Source organism: Ferriphaselus amnicola, from assembly GCF_000974685.2.
Taxonomy (GTDB): domain Bacteria; phylum Pseudomonadota; class Gammaproteobacteria; order Burkholderiales; family Gallionellaceae; genus Ferriphaselus; species Ferriphaselus amnicola.
On sequence record NZ_AP018738.1, the window covers coordinates 1,564,988 to 1,584,602 of the forward strand.

Genomic DNA, 19,615 nt, shown 5'->3' on the forward strand with positions numbered 1-19,615 from the left:
CCAACCCTATGAGGAAAACGCCATGCCTATTTCCAAGCCATTTGCCATCGCCACCGAAGGTCCCACCGTTGACGGTCGCAACATCAGCCGCGATTGGATCAGCCAGATGGCCAAGAACTACGACCCCAAGTCCTACACTGCCGTCGCCAATCTTGAGCACTACCTATCGATGATGCCGGACAGCGTTTTCAGCGCCCATGGAAAAGTCGTCTCCCTGTCCACGCAGGAAACCGAGCTGATGGGAGAAAAGAAGCTCCAGCTGATGGCTGTGGTGGATGCGAGCGAATACGTAGTCTCCTTGCAAAAGGCGGGCAAGAAGCTGTTCGCTTCGGTCGAGATCGCCAACAACTTCCTCAACAAAGGCATGGCCTACCTGACCGGGCTCGCCTTTACCGACAACCCAGCCAGCATCGGCACCGAGAGCATGAAGTTCAGCGCCAAGCCGGAAAACATCTACTCCTTCAGCAACGAGATCAACATCGAATTCGAAGCCGACGCCACCGCACCCATCCTGGGCGAATCCCTGTTAGCCAAGGTCAAGGAGCTGCTGAACTTCAAGAGCAAGAAAGATGAAGACCGCTTCGCCGATGTCGGTGCCGCCGTTGAAGCCATCGCCACCTCGCAGCGCGATCTGCTCGACAAATACACCGAGCTGGCCGGTTTAAGCGCCGAGCTGGCCACCGCAAACGAGACCATCACCGCCCTCCAGCAACAGGTCGAAAAAGACCGCGCGGAATTCACCGCATTCAAGGAAAAGCTGGACATCACACCCAACGGCACCGGCAACCGCCCAGCCGCCAGCGGTGGCGATGGCCTGAACAAAACCGACTGCTGACCCCATTCATCCACAGGAGAACATGATGCGCACCGAAACACGTAAAAGCTTCAATGACTACAAACAGAACATTGCCTCACTGAACGGCATCGAATCCGTCGCCGAAAAATTCGTTATTGCGCCTACTATCCAACAGAAACTGGAAGAACGCATCCAGCAATCCAGCGAATTTCTGAAACGCATCAACATCGTGGGCGTAGATGAACAAAAGGGTGAAAAGCTAGGCATGGACGCCGCCAACACCATCGCTGGCCGCACCAACACCGCCAACGCTGACCGCGTACCCAGCGACATCTCCGCCTTGGACGCCAACGGCTATGAATGCGTGCAGACTAACTTCGACACCGCCATCAAGTACGCCAAGCTGGATGCCTGGGCTAAGTTCCCCAACTTCCAAACCATGCTTCGCGACGTCATCGTCAAGCGCCAGGCGCTGGATCGCATCATGATCGGCTTCAACGGCACCTCCGCCGCCGCCGATACTGATCGCACCGCCAACCCGCTGCTGCAAGATGTCAACAAGGGCTGGGTCAAACACATCCGCGAGAACGCCGCCGAGCGCGTCATGAGCGAAGTCGTAGCCGCATCCAACAAGATCAAAGTCGGCGCAGCCGCTGGCAAGGATTACGAAAACCTCGACGCGCTGGTGTTCGATGCTGCCAACAACCTGATCCACATCACCTATCAAGAAGACCCGCGTCTGGTCGTGATCTGCGGCAAGGGGCTGATGGCGGACAAGTACTTCCCCATCATCAATCAGAACCAGCGCCCAGAAGACCAACTGGTCATGGACATGCTGATCAGCCAGAAGCGCATCGGCGGCCTGCCCGGCGTACAAGTGCCCTTCTTCCCAGCTAACGCCTTCATGATCACCCCGCTGGAGAACCTGAGCCTGTACTGGCAGATCGGTGCCCGTCGCCGCACCATCCTCGACAACGCCAAGCGCGACCAGATCGAGAACTACGAGTCCTCGAACGAGGCCTACGTGGTGGAAGACTACCGCGCCGCCTGCTACGTCGAGAACATCGCGCTGAGCTGGTAATCATGAGCAGCCCCGCCCGCCGACACTTTGAACGTGCCACGGCCGCCAAGTCTCAGGCGGCCGAGGCTCCCGCCAACAGCCGTGATGCCACTGGCTACGAGCTCATGCTGCTCAAGCTGGCCGAGGACAAGCGCCGTCTAAAAGACATCCAGTCCATGGAGCGCAAGGCCGAGGTCAAGCGTGAGCTGCTCCCCGAGTATCAGCCGTGGGTGGAAGGCGTGCTGGCTGGCCAGCAGGGTGTGCAAGACGATGTGCTGATGACCGTCATGATCTGGCGCATTGATGCCGGCGATCTGTCAGGCGCATTGCTGATCGCGCGGTATGCCATCGAGCACAAGCTCGCCCTGCCCGATCAGTACAAGCGCACCACGGCCTGCCTCATCGCCGAAGAAGTCTCCGACATCGCCCTGCGCGATCTGGCAGCTTCCGAAGCGGGCACGCTCGTGGTGGACGCCAACCTGCTGGCTGCTCAGCTCATCTTGTTGGAAGAAATGACCGCCGCAGAGGATATGCCGGACGAAGTGCGTGCCAAGCTGCAAAAGGCCATCGGCTACGCCATGCGCAGCTTGGACAAACCCGCCGCATTGACCTATCTCAATCGGGCTATCCAGCTGCACGACAAAGTCGGCGTCAAGAAAGACATCGAGCGCCTAGAGCGCGAGATCAAGAACACGGACGCAGTCGCAGCCGCGTCCTAACGAGCGTACCCCGCGACCTGGCGGCGGGGAGCAAAGAGCAAGGACTGGTCTCCTCCCGCTGGATGCTCCCCCCACCGCCACCATGAAGGTGAACCATGAGCACACCGACCGTAAAAGCATCCATCGTACTGACAGATCATGCTGGAGCCCCTCTGGTCGGAGCCACTATTACTGCTCAGCTCAATCGTGACGAGATCTACAACGGTCTCATCATCAGCACTAAGGTCACTGAGACGACAGACTCTACCGGACTGGCAGTACTCGACCTGTTCCCCAATCAGATCGGGTCTCAATCCAGCAACTACAGCATCCAGATTACCCATAAGGGTAAAAAACACCGCTACACAGCAGTCATCCCTAACGCGGACTGTGATCTGGCTATCTGCCTGTCAATGCCCACCTATCCAGGCAAGCCAGATGGACAACTCGCCATCGAGGCAGCGATCGCAGCCGCTGGCCAGTCTGGAATCTCAGCGGCAGCAGCAGCAAATAGTGCAATAGAAGCCCACAACTCTGAGCTGGCCACATCTGCTGATCGTGCTGCCACGGGTGCCGACCGCGCCCAGACTGGACTGGATAAGACTGCGACCGCTGCCGACGCACTGGCCACATCTGCTGATCGTGCTGCCACAGGTGCTGACCGCACTCAGACTGGATTGGATAAGGCTGCGACCGCTGCCGACGCACTGGCCACATCTGCTGATCGTGCTGCCACAGGTGCTGACCGCACTCAGACTGGATTGGATAAGGCTGCGACCGCTGCCGACGCACTGGCCACATCTGCTGATCGTGTTGCCACGGGTGCCGACCGCGCCCAGACAGGATTGGATAAGGCTGCGACCGCTGCCGACCGCGTGCAGACCGGATTAGACAAAGCGTCGGTTGACGGCACCGCCGTGGCCGTAGCAGGTAATGCCGCCACAGCCACCACCAAAGCCGCCGAATCTGTCTCTGCCCGAGACCAAGCCATTGTTGCCAAGGATGCCGCCCTAGCCGCTTGGGTATCGGCCATGCAGCCCGCCGAGACGCTGCCTGCCATCTCCAAGACCTTCCACACCTCCACATCCATCGTGCAGCAGATCGTCTATGACACCCGACAGGATTCGGACGGTGGACAGTGGCGCAAACGCTGCCAGCACACGAGCTGGTACAAGGAGGCGATCAGCGGTAAGTGGCTTGGTGAAGCTGCGACCGCTGCCGCTGCTTGGGCATTGGCTGGTGCGGTGACAGGGGCGTATTTCCACAATACCACGGACGGCAAGTTCTATACGCTGGGCGCAGCTTCTCCAGCAGTCATCGAAACCTTCCGAGGTAACCGCCGAGAGTTCCCAGAGGTCGTAGCTATCGTGGCTGAGACTAGCAAGGTCGTAATCTATGACATGACCGATCCGACTGTGCCGATGTGGATGGTGTTTGCTGCCACAGCAGCCATCTATTGGGGAGGAGCGACGATTACGTCAGTTGCGGCTCTGAACGGTAATGTTGTTACAGGTCAATCTTCCACAGTTGGCTACCAGCATCTAAATTTTATTGCAGATTACGCAGTTGGGCATAGAAACGACACGATTGGCTATTACGTATCTGGCCTAGTTAATCGCAATGGAGTCACATCAACTCCGAAAACTGGCTACTGGTCTGCAGCAATAGTCAACGCTTCCGTCAACTCCGTCGCCATGACCGTCCTTCCTGACGCGCCGACTGACATGGCGACAGGTCTGCCGATACCGACGATTGCCGTGGGCACTGCGGGTGGCGTGAGTGTGATTAAGCACGATGGGACGGTGGTGAATATTACCGAAGTGGCTGGCGCTGGAAGTGCGTATCAAACTGTCACAGATGTGCTGTTTGTAGGCGCCAGACTCGTTTTCCAAATGGACGCAAGCACAAGCATTCGTAGGCAAGTGTTTTTCAAGGATGCACCGTTTAGCGCTGGAACAGTGAACGTTTCAACTCCGTATTCCTATGAGAGATTCATTTCAAATCTGGGGTCGGTTAGCAGCGGTGCAGCACCCTCCCTGATGATTGGGGCGGATGCTTTTATGAAGGCAACTAAGTTTTCCAAGAATGGTATCGGTGTATCGTTTATAGGTAGCAACAACGGTCTAATGCCCTATCGCTGCAACCAAGCAGATATGAGGAAAGGCATGGTCGCCGCCATCACCAACGCCTACAACTCAGGCTGGCAGGTAGGGGACTCCCGTGGCGCTTGGCTGGCGGATACTGTGGCTGAGACGGTGAGTGCGCCTGAGTTGGTGACGAATGGGACGTTTACGGTTGACACTACGGGTTGGGCTGCACCTTTTCAATCCTCGATTGCGTCGGTAGCTGGGCAGTTGGTTGTCACCTCTACGGGCACAAACCCGTATGCGGTTCAATACAGCATCCCTACAGTAGTAGGTAAAACTTACAATCTCACCTTTGATGCGATTGCTAAGTCGGCAGGTGTTAGCGCATTAACTGCCTATCTAGGTAGCACCAATGGGTTGGCGCAATCGCAGTATGGTTCGGTGAACTTTACCTCTTTAGGTAGCGGATATACTGTGAAATTCGTGGCTACTACCGCAGTACTATGCCTGCAATTTAGCGCAAGTTGTGGCATCGGTGATACATTCACTATTGACAACATCTCCGTCAAAGAAGTTGCCGCAGACCGTTCGGTAAAAAACAACGGTCTAAACATCGTCGGCAGCCTGACCAAATCCGCCGTAGCCACTGGCAGTCAGTTGATGGCGTGGAGCGGATTTAACTCAGCCAACTATCTTGAGCAGCCATATTCAGCCAACCTGGATTTCGGCACGGGTGATTTCTGCGTGTCATTCTGGGTCAATCCTAGCGTAGCGAGTCAGAATGCCACTATCCTTACGCGCAGCCCAGCGGCTCTTTCTGGCAATGCCTTCGCTCTCAATCTAGTCAATGGCGTAGTGCAGCTTGGCCGCTCGTTGGCGGGTGCAGCGTTCACCAACACCACCTTCGGCTACACGCTACCTGTCGGCCAGTGGACGCTGATGAATCTGGCTCGTGTGTCTGGCGTGATGCAACTGCGCGTGAATGGCGTTCAGCAGGCTACTACGATTGAAGATACCAACAACTACACCAATACCACAGCAGCATTCACCGTTGGTGTTGACTATACTCATGCCAACCCATTCCAAGGGTCTCTGGCGCTGCTTCGCTCCTCGGCAACTCCAGCCAGCACTGAGCAAGGCCAGTTCCGCTACGAAACGGAGCGCAAACTGTTTGAACCCGGCGCTCAGTGCCTGATTGATGGCACATCCAGTGGTGTCACCGCCGTGGCTGCCGACGAGGTGACTGGCCTGCTGCATGTCGGTACTTCTTGGGGTCGCAGCACCTTCAAGGATTTGGTGCGAGTCGAGTCTGAAGCCACGACCAATGGCGCTGCCAAATCCTACTCCGTGTACGACAACCAACTAATCCAAGCAGGTGCAACTGGCTCTAAGGTGTCGGTGCCAGCCAAGCAAGTGCGAGACGAACTACAACGCGCAGCCGAGCAAGCAGCCATCCTCGGACTCAAGCCACAGCCCGTCGATTTCACCGCTACCGCAGGTCAGACCGCATTCAAGTTGCCTATGGGTATAAAGCCCATCGGTGAGGTGATGAAGAACGGCACAAGTCTAAGAGCTACTACTAGTTATATATTGTCATTCGACGGATTCTGCTGGACGGTGAATCTGGTGGCTGCTGCTGCGCTCAACGATTGGGTGCAAGTGATGTGCGTGAGGGAGAACAAGCTATGGTAATCAAGATCGACGACCTGCCCGATGACGTGGCCATCAGCCAGCGCGTGATCGACGCGATCCGCTCCAAGTATTCCGAGTCGCAGGAGATGAAGGTACTGCGCATGGCGCTGGCCTACCCGAACGACGCTGATGCACAGGCACGATTCGCTGAGTACAACGCATTCGTTGAGGCCGTCCGCGCAGAGGCTGCTCAGGCGCGCATCGACGTGGTAGCACTGGCCGAGCAACGGGCGCTGGAGGCTGCGCAGCAGACCGTGTCCGCGCCAGTGGTGGATGTGCTGGCTCCTGATCCGGTGGCTGCGCCGTGAGCCGCTTGGCTTACATCCTGTGCCTACTCTCGGCATTTGTTGCCGGGGGTCTAGGTAGCGCGTGGTGGCACAACGACATTATTTGGCTGTTTGGGTTCTTCTGCGCAGGTGTGATTTTGTCGGTATTGATTCTGATGGGTTCCGACGAGCGTGTCAGGACGTGGCATTACGTGGCGACAATCATTTTTTTAATTGCGGTAATTGGCTGGTTAGGAGCGCCGAAATGATCTTTCCAGGACAACAACCTACTCCAGCTGATACTCAGGTGATCTCAAACGGAGATTTCTGGCCAGAGATAGAGCTCGCCACCCTCCGTACAGATCATCGTATTGATGGCACCGTCACCGATCCACGTCTACGCACCGTGGCCATCGAAGCCATCGCCACCGTCAATGATGAACTCGAAGCCTGGCGTAGCGCCAAAATGCTCGCTGGATACAGCACGCTGGACGAAGTACCCGCTAAACAGGTGGATGACACCTCCGTTCTAGTCCACCGCTACCAGCGCGCAGTAGGCTGTCTTGCCAAAGCCATGCTGACTGAGCGCTACCGCGACTTAGACACCACGGCTGCCGGCAACAAGAAGGCCGACGTGCTGGATCCAACGATTGATGATCTGCGCCGGGATGCTCGCTGGGCGATCAGCGACATCCTCTGCATCGGTCGCAGCACGGTGGAGCTGATCTGATGCAGGTCATCGCACTCCAAGGGGACACGCTCGATGCCCTGTGCTGGCGGCACTTGGGTACTACCGCAGGCGTCACCGAACAGGCGCTGGAACTCAACCCCGGTCTGGCTGCCCATGGCCCCATCCTGCCCATGGGGCTCACCGTCACCCTGCCCGACCAAGTGCAGACCCATACCAACAACACTCATTTAAACCTCTGGGACTAGGATCATGCTCAACGAAAGCATCGGATTAAAAACCGCCATCGGCCCCGCCATTGCCGGGGTCGTCTCCTATGTGTTCGACATCGATGTCGCTGTCCTCATCGCAGCCTTCGCCGGAAGCTGGATGGGCGTAGCGATCTCAGAATCCATGACCGTGAGCCGCGCCGCCTCGTGGATCATTGGCGGAACAGTCAGCTCAGGCTACCTCACCCCGTTCGCCCTGGTATTCCTCGGCGAGCTACCGCAGCGCCCTGCCGCCGCCATTCTTGGCTTCTTTGCATGTCATCAACCCAGCCGCGAATGGCTCATCGAGAAGGTGAAATCATGGATCAACAAATGAATACCCTGCTGGGCTTCGTGATCGGAGCCTACCTGCTGATTGAGTCATTTGCCGCTGCCGCCCTGCTCGATGCCGCACAACGCATCTCGCGCATCACCAAATACTTTCTCACCGGTGTCATCGGCCTGCTGCTACTCACTCACCTCGATGAGATCGACTGGATGCACCTAGTGCTGGCCAGCGCGCTGGCATTCTTCGTGTGGCAGCACACCTTTTACCGCTGGATGAAACGGAGTGGATCATGAAACAAGGCGACACCGGAGACGCTGTCCGCGTCCTTCAGCAACAACTCCTGAGCACGGGCTACGGCTTCCCGCTGGTCGTCGATGGCTGGTATGGCGAATCAACCGAGGAAGCCGTCAAGGACTTCCAGCGCCGCAAGAGCATCGTGGTCGATGGCATCGCTGGCCCCAAGACTCTCGCCCTGCTATCCGGCAAAGCGGATCCCGGATTTATCAGCCACTTCGATCTTGAGCGTGCCGCCGCCAGACTCGCCGTGCCCGTCGCCTCCATCTGCGCGGTGAATGAAGTCGAGAGCCGTGGCCACGGATTCCTCGATGATGGCCGCCCGGTCATCCTGTTCGAGCGCCATGTGATGTACCAGCGCTTGGCCGCCAAGGGCATAGAGGTCGAACCCATCTCCAGACGCTTCCCAAATCTGATCCACACCGCGCGCGGCGGCTATATGGGAGGCTCCGCAGAACACATGCGTCTGGCCGCAGCCAGCCAGATCGACCGCGACTGCGCACTGGAATCCTGCTCGTGGGGACTGTTCCAGATCATGGGTTACCACTGGCAGGCGCTTGGGTACGCCACTCTGGACGAATTCACCACCGCCATGCGTTTGAGCGAATCCGGCCATCTCGATGCCTTCGTGCGCTTCATCCTGTCCGAGCCACCCCTGCTCAAGGCGCTGCGTGCCCGCAAGTGGGCCGACTTCGCCCGCCTCTACAACGGCCCAGCCTACAAGGACAACCTCTACGACGTGAAGCTCGCCCGTGCCTATGACCGTTACGCCACCACCGAAGGAGCCGCCGCATGAACTACCCCCTCTTATTCCTCATCATCGGCGGGCTGATGGCTGCCCTAGGTTTCTTTTTATGCCTCGATCCTGAGGGTCGTAGTGTATTCAAGGGCGTCGTTCTGTTGATCGTCGGAGCCATGATCTTCGCATCGAGCCTCATTCGCCTGATCTGGGCGCTACTGACACATCACTCGGGAGCACTATCATGAGCTGGCTTCGTGAGAATTGGCGCTGGCTCGGCCTCGCGCTACTAGCCATCTTCGTCACCGCTTGGGTGATGCACCTGCGCCAGCCAGCACCACCCACCACCGTACTGGCCACAGCGTCAGAGGAAGTGAAGAACGTCCCCCAAGTAGCCGTGCAGATCCAAGCGCCGCTCAAGGTCTATCAGGGGGGAGCCAAGCTCAAGCAGAAGATCGCGCTCCCTGCTGAGGTGGTCAACGATGACCGCCAGCACGTCATCGCCAGCAGCACGGTAGATGGGGATGGCCCGCATACCGTCACCACCGTGGTGAATAGCCAGACCGGCGAAAGCCATACCTTTATGCGTACCGACCCGCTGCCCTGGTTAGCCTGGGACGATCACGGTGCGATCGGCATCCAAGCCGGCCTGCGCAATGGCCAGCAGACCGTGCGGATCAATGCCCGTCAAGGCATCATCAGCATCAAGGCCGTGCATGTCGGTCTGGTCGCCGACCTCAACCAGTCGATCTCCGGCCCATCCCGCACCGATGCCTTCGTCGGCGTGGGCGCAGAATATAGGTGGTGACATGCTGAAACCAAAACTCCTGCGCGACTTCCTCACCGCCCAGCTCCCGCAGCTGGCGCGCGATCCAGACAAGCTGTTGGTCTTCATCGAGAAGGGGTCGCTGGTCAGCACCCTCGCATCCTCGAACTCTTTCGAGTATCGCTACCAGCTTGCTCTAGTGCTGACCGACTTCACGGGTGATGCCGACCATCTCATGTTGCCGCTGCTGGTCTGGGTGCGCGAACACCAGTACGACCTACTCGCCGACCCCTCCAAGCAGGACGGCATCAGATTCGAGTCTGAGATTCTCAACCACGACACCTCCGACATTCGTATCGAGCTCGACCTGTCCGAGCGTGTCCGCGTCGAGCTTGGCATCGATGGAAGGGTGACCCTCACCCATCTGGACGAACCGCCGCTGGATAACCTCACCGGCCCCAACCCGTGGCAGCTCTACCTCAACGGTGAGCTGGTCGCCCCAGCATGAGCGACCTCGCCCCACTGGATGCAGCCCTGTCCGGCCTGATCCAAAACCTCACCGCCACCCAGCGCCGCCAACTCGCCCGCGAGATCGCCAAGCGCCTGCGCGAGGTGCAGGCCAAGCGCATCGCTGCCCAGCTCGACCCAGACGGCACGCCATTCACCCCGCGCAAACCTCAGCAGCGCCTGCGTGGTCAGAAAGGCGCACTGCGCCGCACCATGTTCAGCAAGCTGCGCCTTGCCCGTAATCTCAAGGCGGAATCCAGCCCAGACAGCGCCGTGGTCGGCTTCGTCAGCCGCGTACAGGCCATCGCCCGCGTCCACCACTACGGCTTGCGCGACAAGGTCAACCGCCGGCGCAGCAACCTCGAAGTCCAGTACCCACAACGCCGCCTGCTCGGTATCGCCGACCGAGAGGTCGAGCTGGTCGGCGACCTAGTGCTGGCTCATCTCGCCAGATGATGCTGTAAGTAGCGCGCTCACAGCGAGAACCGCTACCCGCGCGCGCGGGGATACGCTCAAATCCCCTCATGGATACCGAACTCGCCCGCCGACTGAAAAACCTCATCCGCATCGGCACCGTGGATGAGGTTTCGCTCGCCCCTCGCCCGCGCTGCCGCGTGTTGGTCGATGGCGCACTCACTGGCTGGATGCAGATGTCGATGAAGCGCGCCGGCACCACCCGCCGCTGGGAACCACTCACCGTGGGCGAACAGGTCGTCATCCTCTCCCCATCCGGCACCGCCGAAGCGGGCGTGGTCATCCCGCTGGGTCTTTATTCCAACGCCATTGCACCAGCCACGCATAGCCCAGACGTAGATGAGACTACCTACCCAGATGGCGCAGTCATCCGATACAACCACGTCACCGGCGCGCTGAGTGCCACCGGCATCCAGACCGCCACTGTGCAGGCCGACACGCAGGTCACCGTAGATTGCCCGCTGACTCACTACACCGGCAACATCGTCTGTGATGGCGACGTGGTCGCCTCCGGTATCAGCCTGATCAACCACACCCACGGAGCCGTGATGCCGGGTGCCGGATCCACAGGAGCACCGCAATGATCGCCACCGGCATGAGTCGCACGGATGGCCGCCGTCTGGATGGACTCGCGCATCTGCGCCAGAGCATTCAGGACATCCTCACCACCTCGGTCGGCAGCAGTGTGATGAACCGCGAGTACGGCTCCCTTCTGCCCGAACTGATCGATCACCCCGGCCACGGCGGCAACCTGTTACGCCTGATGAGTGCCACCGTCATGGCACTTGGCCGCTGGGAACCTCGCCTCAGCATCCGCAAGGTCTCCATCACGCTGGGTTCCACCCCCGGCGCATTGACCATTGATCTCGAAGGCACTCGCCGAGAAGGCGCCGCCAGAGGTCAAGCGCTCTCACTCAACATCCCAATCGGAGGACTGCGATGAGCGTGGATCTCGACCTGTCACTGCTGCCTGCGCCGAATATCATCGAGCCACTGGACTACGACACCCTCTTCGCCCAGCAAAAGGCCGACCTGATCGCGCTGCTACCGGAATGCGCGGCCATGCTGGCGCTGGAATCTGAGCCGCTGACCAAACAACTGCGTGTGCTGGCCTACCGCGAGCTACTGCTGCGCCAGCGCATCAACGAATCCGCCCGTGCGCTCATGCTCACCTTCGCCACCGCTGCCGATCTCGATCACCTAGGCACGACCTACCACCGCACTCAGCGCCTGCTCGTAGCCCCCGGCGATCCGACTGCTATCCCACCGGTACCCGATGTCTGGGAGTCGGATAGCGACTACCGGTACCGCTGCACCCTCGCCCCGAGCGGATACTCGGTGGCGGGTCCATCCGGTGCCTATGAGTACCACGCGATGTCCGCCTCAGGCCTAGTCAAACATGCCGATCCGGTCTCACCGATACCCGGCTCGGTCGATGTCTATATCCTGTCGAGGACGGGCAATGGCGCACCCGCACAATCCGTGCTCGATGCCGTAACGGCTGCGCTCAATACCACCAGCGTGCGCCCCCTGTGCGAAGAGGTCACCGTCAAGCCAGCCAGCATCCTCGACTACACCATCGTGGCCACCCTCACCAGCTACGAAGGCGTCGGCATCGAGCTCGCGCTCGCCACCGCTCAGCAACAAGCGCAGGCCTATGCCGACACCACCCATCGCATTCGCCACGGTGTCTATCTGGCAGGCATCAAGGCCGCGCTCAAAGTAGCCGGAATCTCTGACGTGGTGCTCACGCAGCCCGCCGCCGATGTGCTCTGTGGAGTCGGCGAGGCAGCCTACTGCACCGGCATCACCATCACCTATGGCGGGGTGAAACTGTGAACCTGCTCGCCCATAACGCCAGCAAGCTGGAACGCAACTTGAGCCAACTGGGTGATCGCATCACCGGCCTGCCCATCCTCCATGCCAGCCTTTGGAACGCCGCCACCTGCCCACTGGCGCTACTGCCCTGGATCGCCGCCGCCCTGAGCGTCGATGAATGGGATGACACGTGGCCAGAAGCCATGAAGCGCGAAGCCATCGCCACCTCGCTAGACTTTCATCGCATCCAAGGCACTGTTCTGGCAATCCGCAAGACGCTCGATTTCTACGGACATACCGATGCCGAGATCATCGAGCGCGCTGACTGTGTGCGCCGAGACGGATCAGCGAACAGAAACGGACTCCGCCGACGTGGTGGATTGAGCCAGTGGGCCACGGTGCGCATCGTCCTGCACCAGCGCATGACCCTCGATCTCGCCGAACAACTACTGCGCCGCATCCAGCATGCCAAGCGGCTGTGCGTCCATGTCGTCGGCCTCAACGGAAACATCGGCGGACTTCGCCGCAATGGCATTGCCCATCGTGATGGCACACACCATCGCGGATTGATTGCTTAGGAGAAAAGAATGGCTAATTTAGTCGAAGTATCACAATGGGATCCGGTCTATCAGTTGGAGACCACGGACTTACTCGAAGGCGGTCCAGACGGAATCGATAACGTACAGGGAAAAGCGCTGGCAAACCGCACGATTTGGCTGAAAAATAAAATCGAGTCATCAGCAAATGACATAGCCTCGGCCGCCATGATAGACCTATCCACCGTGGTAGCCCCGATGGCAAAGGTCACTGGAACCGTAGAAACGTCTGCTTTCACCATGAATGATGGCCAAGCGATGCGCCTGATAGCGTCGGCAGCATGGAGACTGACTCACCATGCTGTGAACTGCAATCTGCCTGGTGGAATCAGCTATACCTGTGAACCTGGTGATCAACTGCTGGTAGTAAATACGGGTGGAGTGAAATATGTAGCCATCACATCGTCTGGAGGAATTCGGAAACGGCTCACTGCCAACACCACGTGGTACGTGGCGACAACTGGAAACGACGCGACTGGAAATGGATCTTTTGGATCGCCGTGGGCCACTATGCAGCATGCCTATGACTGGATTTCGAACAATATTGATGCAAATGGGTTTGTGCCAATAATCAGCGTGGCAAACGGCACCTACGCCGCCGGAATTATCGCTACTAGGCCGGTTTTTGGAGCACAGAGTGTATCCGTCACAGGTAACGTGGCCACACCAGCTAGTTGCTCAATTGTTTCTACAACCACCAGCTGTTTCATGGCTACAAATGGTGCAACCTTAACCATTAGCGGATTTAAGGTATCTACTTCTGGTGCTAATTCATACGGAATCATAGCTACCACTTTTGGAGTTATTTACACTTCCGCAATGGATTTCGGGGCTTGTACCGTTGCGCACATTACGGCGTCCCTAGGTGGGTATATCACCCTACCTATCGCTTACGCCATCACTGGGAATGCAACATACCATGTCATTGCGCAATACGGAGGAACCATTCAGATGACATCTGCCACGGCGACCATTGCTGCGGCAAGAGCATTCACTTATTTCGTAGCGAGTCATAACGGGCAAGGCGAGGTACTAGCTGCCGGATGGTCTGCAACCGGCGCTGGCGTTGCTGGAACGACCGGACAGAGGTATTACGCAACGATGAACGGGGTAATAAATACAAATGGCAGCGGTGCAAACCTGTTCCCCGGATCAATTCCTGGCACTGTGGCTACTGGCGGTCAATACGTTTAAGGAGATACCGAATGTACAACGCATCAAATCATTACTGGATTGTGGGTGGAGACGAATCGAGGCTGTACTCGTCTGCTCGGGCGAAATATGTGCCTGCCGATGATGAATTGTATAAGCAGTGGCTGAATAGCGGTATTCCGCCGACGCGGATCCAATCTGAGGAAGATCTGGCCGACGTGATTGGCGAGCAATATCCTCCAGGCTGGCCAGCACATGTGGTGCGTCAGGAGCGCAACCGCTTGCTGGCTGAAGCTGACATTGCCATCCTAAAGGCCGAGGATGCCGGTAGCGATACCTCTGCTCTACGCGCCTACCGACAGGCGCTCCGCGATGTGCCTGCGCAGCCAGGATTCCCACAAAACGTCACCTATCCAACGCTGTAAATCATGCTCTTGCTGTGAGTAGCGCGCTCACAGCAAGCACCGCAAGCCAACTCACGCGCGCGCAGGCAAGCTAACGTCACTGCCACCCACTCAGGAGAATCAAGATGCCAGCCGATTACCACCACGGTGCCCGAGTCGTTGAACTCAACGATGGCGCACGCCCGATCCGTACCGTAGCGACGGCCATCATCGGCCTCGTCTGCACCGCCGCTGATGCGGATGCCACCGCCTTCCCGCTCAACACCCCAGTGCTGCTCACCAATGTGCAAACTGCCATTGGCAAAGCGGGCGTCGCGGGCACGCTGGCCAAGTCCCTCGATGCCATCGCTGACCAAACCAATGCCATCACCGTCGTGGTGCGCGTGGCTGAAGGCGCGAACGAAGCCGAGACCAACAGCAACATCATCGGCACCACCACCGTCGATGGCCAGTACACCGGCATGAAAGCGCTACTCGGTGCTCAGGCCAAGGTCGGCGTCAAGCCGCGCATCCTCGCGGTACCGGGTCACGACACCCTCGCCGTGGCCACCGAACTGGTCGGCATTGCCCAGAAGCTGCGCGCCTTCGCTTACATCGCCGCTCACGGTTGCGCCACCAAGGAAGAAGCCGTCGCCTACCAAAACAACTTTGGCCAGCGCGAAGTGATGGTGATCTGGCCTGACTTCGTCACCTGGGATACCACACTCAATGCCGCCGCTGCGACCTATGCCACCGCCCGTGCCTGTGGACTACGTGCCAAGCTGGACAACGACATCGGCTGGCACAAAACCCTCTCCAACATCCCCGTCAACGGCGTATCCGGCCTGACCAAAGACATCTTCTGGGATCTGCAAGATCCAGCGACCGACGCGGGCTACCTCAACGAGGCGAACGTCACCTGCCTGATTCACAAAGAAGGCTTCCGCTTCTGGGGCTCGCGCACCTGCTCCACCGACCCGCTGTTCGCCTTCGAGAACTACGTCCGCACCGCCCAAGTGCTGGCCGACACCATCGCCGAAGCGCACCTGTGGGCAGTCGATCTGCCGATGAATCCCTCGCTGGCCCGCGACATCATCGAAGGCATCAACGCCAAGTTCCGCGAACTCAAGGGGCTCGGCTACATCATCGACGGCAGCGCCTGGTACGACGAATCGGTCAACGATCAAGTCACCCTCAAGGCGGGCAAGCTGTACATCGACTACGACTACACCCCGGTACCGCCGCTGGAAAACCTCATGTTCCGCCAGCGCATCACCGACCGTTACTTGGCCGACTTCGCCGCCCGCATCGGCGCTTGATAGGAGAGCATCATGGCACTGCCCAACAAACTGAAAAACTTCAACGTCTTCAACGCTGGCAACAGCTACATGGGTCAGGTGGCCGAATTCGCCCTGCCGAAACTCTCCCGCAAGTTCGAGGACTGGCGCGGCGGCGGCATGAATGGCCCCGTGCCCGTCGATCTAGGCATCGAGAAGCTGGAATCCGAAATGACCTGCGGCGGCTTCATGCGTCAGGTGTTCGAACAGTTCGGTGTCACCAAAGTGGACGGCGTGATGCTCCGATTCAACGGTGCCTACCAACGCGATGACACCGGCGCAGTCGATGCTGTTGAAGTGGTCGTGCGTGGACGTCATCAAGAGATCGATGCAGGCAAAGCCAAGGGCGGCGACAACACCGAACTCAAGGTCAAGTCTGGCCTGAGCTACTACAAGCTCAGCATCAACGGCACCGTGCTGATCGAGATCGACCTCATCAACTTCGTCGAGATCGTCAACGGCGTGGACATCCTCGCCGCCCAGCGCAAAGCCATCGGCCTGTAACTACTCCACCCTCAACATCCCCTCTCCCGTGCAGGGAGAGGGCTAGAGAAAGGGTAGAAACCATCACCACCGGAGACTGACATGAAAACCATCATCCTAGAACAACCCATCGCACGCGGCGACACCCCGATCACCACCCTCGACTTGCGCAAACCCAACGCTGGCGAACTGCGCGGCCTCAACCTCACCGACCTACTCCAGATGGATGTGGCTGCCCTGCAACGCGTCCTGCCGCGCATCACCAGCCCGGCACTCACCGAGCACGACGTCGCCCAGATGGACCCTGCCGACCTGATGCAATGCGGATCCGTGGTGGCTGGTTTTTTGCTGCCGAAAGCCGTGCTGCAAACGGTATCCCAGCCCGTGTAGAGAGCGCGATGGCCGACCTCGCCATCGTCTTCCACTGGACACCCGCCGACATGTACCCGATGAGCCTAAGCGAACTGATGGACTGGCGCAAACAAGCACGTCAGCGCAATGGAGGAGACGATGCTTGACCGCCTACAACTCACCGTTCAACTCGGCCTGGTTGAAAAGATACTCAAGCCACTGAAGGCTATTCAGGGCGGCAGCAACGAGACCGCCAAGGCACTCAAAGCCGCCAAGGATAAGCTCAAAGAACTGAACGACCAGCAGAAGAACATCGACGGATTCCGCTCTGCTGCCAAGGGCATTGCCATTCATCGGCAGGAACTCACCAAGGCAGAGGAAAGAATACGCACCATCAAGCAAGCGATGGAGGCTGCTCAATACCCAACGAAGGCAATGCAGCAAGCCTTCAAAGAGGCCACCACCGAAGCCAACCACCTCAAGGGCAATATCACTCGGCTGACCGAGAAGCAAGAGTTGCTGCGCCGTGAACTGTCTGCCTCAGGTGCAGATACCCATAAGCTCGCCAGCTATCAGCGAGAATTAAAGACTCAACTATCTTCATCCACGGCAGAAGTCGATAAGCAGAAGAAGGCACTGGATCAACTCAACGAGAAGATGAATCGCATCCGTGCCACCAAGTATGCCTACGAGAAATCAACCCAATTCCGCGACAAGATCGCCGGAGCAGGCGCGACAACCTCCGCTGCGGGAGTAGCGATGGGGCTTCCCATTGTCAAAGTCGTGAAGGATTACGCCAGCTTTGAAGATGCCATGCTGGGCGTAGCGCGTCAGGTGGACGGTGCCAAAGATGCTAATGGTCGCTACACCCAGACCTACTACGAGATGGGTGATGCGATCAAAGCCATGTCCGAGCGCATCCCGCTCGCTACCACCGAGATTGCAGCCATCGTCGAGGCCGGTGCACGTGCTGGAATTCAGGGCAAGGACAACCTGCTCACCTACGCCGAAACGACCGCCATCATGGCCTCCGCATTCGATCTCCCCGTCGATCAGATTGGTGAAGATGTTGGAAAGATCGCCGGACTGTACAAGATTCCAATCAAGAGCATTAGCGAGTTGGGCGACACCATCAACTGGCTGGATGACAATGCGCGCTCTAAGAGCGGTGACATCATCGATGTCATGAAGCGAATCGCCGGTACTGCCGACACAGTAGGCATGAAATACAAAGATGCCGCCGCGCTGGCCAGCACCTTCCTCAGCCTAGGCGCCACGTCCGAGGTATCCGCAACGGCCTCCAATGCGATCATGACCAACCTCTCGATCGCCACCATGCAACCCAAGCGCTTTCAAGAAGGCCTAGGCATGATCGGCATGAGTGGCAAGGGTGTGCAGCAAGACATGAGCAAGGATGCGACCGGAACGATTCTCAAAGTGATGGACGCAATCAAGAAGCTACCGCAGGCCAAACAACTCGAAGCCACCACCCGACTATTCGGCAAAGAGTTCGGCGACGATGCTGCCAAGCTGGCCGCCAATCTAGGCGAGTACCGCCGCCAGCTTGAGCTAACCAACGCAGCACAGGCTAAAGGCTCCATGCAGCGCGAGGCCGACTCGCGCAATCAGGCATTGTCTGCCCGCTATGAAATGCTGAAGAGCACCATTTTCAACGTCAGCTCCGCGTTGGGTGAGTCACTCAAGCCAGCGCTAGTGGACATCATGCAGAGCATCGCCGATGTGCTGAGTAGTGTGCGCGCCTGGACCAAAGAACACCCAGCGCTGACCGCGAATCTAATCAAAGGTGCTGCGATCATCGCCACCATCGTCACCGTCTTGGGCGCGCTCACTCTGGCCGCCGCCGCCGTGCTGGGGCCGCTCGCTCTGCTTAAATTATCCATGTCTGTTCTGAGCCTCAACGGATTTGGGCTGACCGCAATGCTCTCAAGGATCGCTCTTACGATTTTGCCAATGGTCAGCTCAGCCGTGTGGACTCTCGGCGCGGCCATCATGTTTACACCAATAGGCTGGCTGCTAGCCGGAATTGCTGCACTGGCTACATCTGCACTGCTTATTTATAAATACTGGGAGCCGATCAAGGCATTTTTCGCTGGTTTCTGGGATGGATTTTCAAGTGCTGTTGGCCCAGCATTAAAACAATGGTGGGCCGCATTCAAAGGATTTATCGCCTCAATGGAGGGGCTGTTTGTATTTGTCCGTCCGATCTTCAATTTCGTGATTAACCTTATTTCAGTGCTATTCGGATGGCTAATAAAACTAATTCAACCCATTAGCGATACAGAGAACGCTGCGAGGAATATGGGGGAGTCTTTCGGAATGGTGATCGGCAACATTCTGGCTAATTTAATTGCCATTCCAACAAAGTGTTTGGAGATAGGTGCGGCGATCATGCACGGTATTGGAAACGGCATACTAAGCGCCTTCGGGTGGGTCGAGGGAATCATATCGCGTGTTGCCGATTTACTTCCCAGCGCCTTTAAAAATAAGCTCCGCATCCACTCCCCATCCCGTGTCTTCGCTGAGCTGGGCAACTTCACCATGCTTGGCCTTGAGCAAGGCATCATGGGCGGGAAGGATGGCCCCCTCGGTGCTGTTGCTAAAGTATCCAAGGAACTCGCCGGAATAGGCTTAGGCATCGGTCTCAGTGGCGCAGCCGCCGCGCAGCCGATCACGTGGGATACCCGCCCACCGCTCAGCGCATCCGCATCGGGCAGCTCGGTGCAGCAAACCTTTGCACCAGTGATTCAGGTCTATGCTACCCCCGGCATGAACGAGCAACAGCTCGCACAAGCGGTGGCGCGTGAACTGGAAAAACTCCAGCGCCAACAGGCCGCCCGCACCCGCAGCCGCCTGAGCGACACGGAGTGATG

25 protein-coding genes are annotated in these 19,615 nt (G+C 58.2%); all 25 read left to right on the forward strand.

What is annotated here, in order from left to right:
• Window positions 1–22 precede the first annotated feature (22 nt).
• The 25 genes from OYT1_RS07760 to OYT1_RS07885 all read left to right on the forward strand — a co-directional run bounded on the left by OYT1_RS07760 (window position 23) and on the right by OYT1_RS07885 (window position 19,613).
• Window positions 23–835 carry a GPO family capsid scaffolding protein gene (locus OYT1_RS07760; protein WP_062627533.1) on the forward strand — a complete coding sequence of 271 codons (813 nt, stop codon included), beginning with the start codon at window positions 23–25 and terminating at the stop codon, window positions 833–835.
• A 22-nt stretch (window positions 836–857) separates the two neighbouring features.
• Window positions 858–1,877, forward strand: a complete 1,020-nt coding sequence (locus tag OYT1_RS07765) for a phage major capsid protein, P2 family (RefSeq protein WP_197714071.1) — start codon at window positions 858–860, stop codon at window positions 1,875–1,877.
• Window positions 1,878–1,879: 2 nt separating this feature from the next.
• Complete coding sequence (gene gpM, locus OYT1_RS07770) at window positions 1,880–2,575, forward strand: phage terminase small subunit (RefSeq protein ID WP_062627535.1); 696 nt, start codon at window positions 1,880–1,882, stop codon at window positions 2,573–2,575.
• A gap of 95 nt (window positions 2,576–2,670) precedes the next feature.
• Complete coding sequence (locus OYT1_RS07775; protein ID WP_062627536.1) at window positions 2,671–6,333, forward strand: LamG domain-containing protein; 3,663 nt, start codon at window positions 2,671–2,673, stop codon at window positions 6,331–6,333.
• Window positions 6,327–6,641, forward strand: a complete 315-nt coding sequence (locus OYT1_RS07780) for a hypothetical protein (protein ID WP_062627537.1) — start codon at window positions 6,327–6,329, stop codon at window positions 6,639–6,641. The genes OYT1_RS07775 and OYT1_RS07780 overlap by 7 nt, the downstream gene beginning before the upstream one ends.
• Before the next feature lie 223 nt (window positions 6,642–6,864).
• Window positions 6,865–7,329, forward strand: a complete 465-nt coding sequence (locus OYT1_RS07790; protein ID WP_062627539.1) for a head completion/stabilization protein — start codon at window positions 6,865–6,867, stop codon at window positions 7,327–7,329.
• Complete coding sequence (locus OYT1_RS07795; protein ID WP_062627540.1) at window positions 7,329–7,535, forward strand: tail protein X; 207 nt, start codon at window positions 7,329–7,331, stop codon at window positions 7,533–7,535. Before OYT1_RS07790 ends, OYT1_RS07795 begins: the two co-directional genes overlap by 1 nt.
• A gap of 4 nt (window positions 7,536–7,539) precedes the next feature.
• Window positions 7,540–7,872 carry a hypothetical protein gene (locus OYT1_RS07800; protein WP_062627541.1) on the forward strand — a complete coding sequence of 111 codons (333 nt, stop codon included), beginning with the start codon at window positions 7,540–7,542 and terminating at the stop codon, window positions 7,870–7,872.
• Window positions 7,869–8,117, forward strand: coding sequence for a hypothetical protein (locus OYT1_RS07805; protein ID WP_062627542.1), 249 nt, complete (start codon window positions 7,869–7,871; stop codon window positions 8,115–8,117). Before OYT1_RS07800 ends, OYT1_RS07805 begins: the two co-directional genes overlap by 4 nt.
• Window positions 8,114–8,914: an N-acetylmuramidase domain-containing protein gene (locus tag OYT1_RS07810; protein WP_172588523.1), complete on the forward strand. Its 801-nt coding sequence runs from the start codon at window positions 8,114–8,116 to the stop codon at window positions 8,912–8,914. Before OYT1_RS07805 ends, OYT1_RS07810 begins: the two co-directional genes overlap by 4 nt.
• Complete coding sequence (locus tag OYT1_RS07815; protein WP_062627543.1) at window positions 8,911–9,105, forward strand: hypothetical protein; 195 nt, start codon at window positions 8,911–8,913, stop codon at window positions 9,103–9,105. Before OYT1_RS07810 ends, OYT1_RS07815 begins: the two co-directional genes overlap by 4 nt.
• A complete protein-coding gene (locus OYT1_RS07820; protein WP_062627544.1) occupies window positions 9,102–9,665 on the forward strand; it encodes a hypothetical protein in 564 nt (187 codons plus the stop codon). The genes OYT1_RS07815 and OYT1_RS07820 overlap by 4 nt, the downstream gene beginning before the upstream one ends.
• Window position 9,666: 1 nt before the next feature.
• A complete protein-coding gene (locus OYT1_RS07825; RefSeq protein WP_084612070.1) occupies window positions 9,667–10,131 on the forward strand; it encodes a phage tail protein in 465 nt (154 codons plus the stop codon).
• The gene (locus OYT1_RS07830; RefSeq protein WP_062627545.1) at window positions 10,128–10,586 is read left to right on the forward strand and encodes a phage virion morphogenesis protein; all 459 of its coding nucleotides are present in this window, start codon (window positions 10,128–10,130) and stop codon (window positions 10,584–10,586) included. The genes OYT1_RS07825 and OYT1_RS07830 overlap by 4 nt, the downstream gene beginning before the upstream one ends.
• Window positions 10,587–10,654: 68 nt before the next feature.
• Window positions 10,655–11,188, forward strand: a complete 534-nt coding sequence (locus tag OYT1_RS07835; protein ID WP_062627546.1) for a phage baseplate assembly protein V — start codon at window positions 10,655–10,657, stop codon at window positions 11,186–11,188.
• Window positions 11,185–11,547: a GPW/gp25 family protein gene (locus OYT1_RS07840; protein WP_062627547.1), complete on the forward strand. Its 363-nt coding sequence runs from the start codon at window positions 11,185–11,187 to the stop codon at window positions 11,545–11,547. Before OYT1_RS07835 ends, OYT1_RS07840 begins: the two co-directional genes overlap by 4 nt.
• Entirely contained in the window at window positions 11,544–12,443 is a 900-nt protein-coding gene (locus OYT1_RS07845; protein WP_062627548.1) for a baseplate assembly protein, read from the forward strand. Before OYT1_RS07840 ends, OYT1_RS07845 begins: the two co-directional genes overlap by 4 nt.
• Window positions 12,440–13,000 (forward strand): phage tail protein I, encoded by a 561-nt coding sequence (locus OYT1_RS07850; protein ID WP_062627549.1) that lies wholly within the window; start codon window positions 12,440–12,442, stop codon window positions 12,998–13,000. The genes OYT1_RS07845 and OYT1_RS07850 overlap by 4 nt, the downstream gene beginning before the upstream one ends.
• A 9-nt stretch (window positions 13,001–13,009) precedes the next feature.
• Window positions 13,010–14,212, forward strand: a complete 1,203-nt coding sequence (locus OYT1_RS07855; RefSeq protein WP_062627550.1) for a hypothetical protein — start codon at window positions 13,010–13,012, stop codon at window positions 14,210–14,212.
• An 11-nt stretch (window positions 14,213–14,223) separates the two neighbouring features.
• The gene (locus OYT1_RS07860; RefSeq protein ID WP_084612072.1) at window positions 14,224–14,595 is read left to right on the forward strand and encodes a phage tail assembly chaperone; all 372 of its coding nucleotides are present in this window, start codon (window positions 14,224–14,226) and stop codon (window positions 14,593–14,595) included.
• 104 nt (window positions 14,596–14,699) lie between these two features.
• The gene (locus tag OYT1_RS07865; RefSeq protein ID WP_062627551.1) at window positions 14,700–15,872 is read left to right on the forward strand and encodes a phage tail sheath protein; all 1,173 of its coding nucleotides are present in this window, start codon (window positions 14,700–14,702) and stop codon (window positions 15,870–15,872) included.
• 12 nt (window positions 15,873–15,884) lie between these two features.
• A complete protein-coding gene (locus OYT1_RS07870) occupies window positions 15,885–16,394 on the forward strand; it encodes a phage major tail tube protein (protein WP_062627552.1) in 510 nt (169 codons plus the stop codon).
• An 81-nt stretch (window positions 16,395–16,475) separates the two neighbouring features.
• A complete protein-coding gene (locus tag OYT1_RS07875) occupies window positions 16,476–16,763 on the forward strand; it encodes a phage tail assembly protein (protein ID WP_062627553.1) in 288 nt (95 codons plus the stop codon).
• 8 nt (window positions 16,764–16,771) lie between these two features.
• Window positions 16,772–16,891: a GpE family phage tail protein gene (locus tag OYT1_RS07880; RefSeq protein WP_062627554.1), complete on the forward strand. Its 120-nt coding sequence runs from the start codon at window positions 16,772–16,774 to the stop codon at window positions 16,889–16,891.
• Window positions 16,884–19,613: a phage tail tape measure protein gene (locus tag OYT1_RS07885; RefSeq protein ID WP_062627555.1), complete on the forward strand. Its 2,730-nt coding sequence runs from the start codon at window positions 16,884–16,886 to the stop codon at window positions 19,611–19,613. The genes OYT1_RS07880 and OYT1_RS07885 overlap by 8 nt, the downstream gene beginning before the upstream one ends.
• The last annotated feature ends 2 nt before the right edge of the window (window positions 19,614–19,615 follow it).